This is a genomic window from Natronococcus sp. (assembly GCF_047921035.1).
In the GTDB taxonomy this organism is placed as follows: Archaea; Halobacteriota; Halobacteria; order Halobacteriales; family Natrialbaceae; genus Natronococcus.
Map to the genome: position 1 here is coordinate 1 of NZ_JBLRWX010000225.1, position 1,407 is coordinate 1,407.

The window sequence follows — 1,407 nt, forward strand, 5'->3', positions numbered from 1 at the left end:
GAGAGCGCTACATTGACACTGTAGAGGTCGGCAGTTCAATCCTGCCCGCGCCTACCAGATGAACCCCGTCGAGTACGGGGTTCTTCTTCGTGGGCATGATGCCGGTCGAGGCGGACGATCAGCCTTCGGGGTGAAATGAGCCGGCCGAGCGAGCGTCGATCGTGGAAGGATTCACGACCTGGTGAAGGTTTGACAACGCCGGGTGCGGCAGGTACCCTTCTGAGTGCGCAACAACTCTACCTGGTGTGCATTGAGATGCGCGCTGGAGCCGGCTCGACGGTCGCTCCGGGCGCCCGGAGGTGTCATTCATGACGCAAGGATTCCGTTCTTCTCCTCGTCGACTGCTGCGCTTGCTCGTCGTCGTCGCCGTGCTCGTGGGCCTGGGTCTGGCGCTCGCGAACACCGTCGTCATCGGCGTGGCCGCCGAGGCGACGACGCTCGACCCGCGCCACGCTACCGACGTCTCATCGGGGCACGTGGTGACGCTCGTCTACGCGGGCTTGATCGAGTGGGACGAGAACCTCAACATCGTCCCGTACGTCGCCAAGTCGATCGAGAACCCCGACGATAGGACTTACATCTTCAACCTCCGGGACGACGTCTACTTCCACGACGGCACGAAGCTCACCGCCGCCGACGTGAAGTACACGTTCGACACGATGCGCGATCCCGACTTCGGCGCCCGCAACATCGGTTTCTACCGTGACATCGAGAGCATCGAGACGCCCGACGACTACACCGTCGTCATCACGCTCGAGCAGCCGAACTCCCCGTTCATCTACTACATGCACGTCGGCATCGTGCCGAAGCACTACGCCGAGGAGTACGGCTCCGACCACATCGCCCAGTACCCGATCGGTGCGGGCCCGTTCGTGTTCGAGGAGTGGCGTGCCGGCGAGTACGTGCACCTGAGCGCCTTCGAGGATTACCTGGGTGGCACGCCGAGCATCAGCGAGGTCCGCATCCGTCCGATTCCCGACACGATCACGCGGACCGTCGAGCTCGAGGTCGGCGGCGTTCAGTTGGTCGACGAGATCGACCCGCTCGACGTCGAGCGGCTCACGATGGACTCGGCCATCGACGTCATGCGTTCGCCCGGCTCGGGCTTCGACTACATCTTCATGCACACGCAGCGGGCGCCCTTCGACGACGTTCGCGTGCGTCAGGCGATGGCGTACCTCGTGCCGCGACAGGACATCGTCGATTCGCTCCTGTTCGGCGTCGGCCTCGTGGCCTACACCCCGATCATCCCGCAGTCGTGGGCGCACGAGACGGACGTCAACCGCTTCGATCACGACGTCGAGCGGGCGCGCGCGCTCCTGGCCGACGCCGGGTACGCCGACGGCTTCGACATGGTCCTCGAGCTCAGCAACGACCCCATCCGCCGCCAGATCGGCGAGGTGATGC

The 1,407-nt window shown here is 64.6% G+C and carries 1 protein-coding gene; it reads left to right on the forward strand.

The window, feature by feature from the left end; translation table 11 throughout:
• Nucleotides 1–308: 308 nt before the first annotated feature.
• On the forward strand, nt 309–1,407 hold a 1,099-nt coding region (locus ACNA7R_RS20350; RefSeq protein WP_416285355.1), incomplete at its 3' end, for an ABC transporter substrate-binding protein.